The sequence below is a fragment of the Aliivibrio sp. A6 genome (assembly GCF_028765505.1).
In the GTDB taxonomy this organism is placed as follows: Bacteria; Pseudomonadota; Gammaproteobacteria; order Enterobacterales; family Vibrionaceae; genus Aliivibrio; species Aliivibrio finisterrensis_A.
This window is the reverse complement of sequence record NZ_JARACR010000119.1, coordinates 1-615: the sequence shown is the minus strand read 5'-3', so window position 1 is coordinate 615 and position 615 is coordinate 1. Positions and strand designations below refer to the sequence as shown.

The following is a 615-nucleotide window of genomic DNA, read 5'->3' as shown; positions in this document are numbered from 1 at the left end:
GAGCATGCCGAAAATATCGAAGCAGTAGCTATGGATATGAATACAGCTTTCGATCTCGAAGTGAAAGCTCATTGCCCTAATGCACGTATTGTATACGATCTTTTTCATGTGGTAGCCAAATATGGACGAGAGGTAATGGATAGAGTTAGGGTAGATCAAGCGAATCAACTCAAAGAAGACAAAAAAGCTCGTCGTTGGATTAAGCGTTCACGCTGGATCCTTTTGAAAAATAGAGACAACCTAGACGCAAATCAACAGAGTTATCTAGATGAAATACTTTCGGTAAACCACGATTTAATGGTGACTCATTTGCTAGGAGAACAATTAAAAGAGCTCTGGTATTGTGACTCAGAAACGCAGGCAATAGAACTATGGGATGTATGGTGGCAGCAGGTAAATGAGAGTGGGATCAAACCATTAATCAGTTTTGCACGAAAGTTAAAACCATACCTTCATGGAATTGTTAGTTCGGCTTTATATCGATTAAATACATGTACACTGGAAGGAATAAATAACAAAATTAAGCTGATCAAAAGAATGGGGTATGGCTACAGAGATACAGACTATTTCTTTATGAAGATAAAAGCGGCTTTCCCCGGAAAGCCGCGATGAACC

At 39.3% G+C, this 615-nt stretch carries 1 protein-coding gene; it reads left to right on the top strand.

Translation table 11 applies throughout. From position 1 onward, the window contains the following. Window positions 1-612, top strand: a 612-nt coding sequence (locus tag PVK70_RS18870; protein ID WP_274441719.1) for a transposase, incomplete at its 5' end; no start/stop codon positions are given. Between the last annotated feature and the right edge of the window lie 3 nt (window positions 613-615).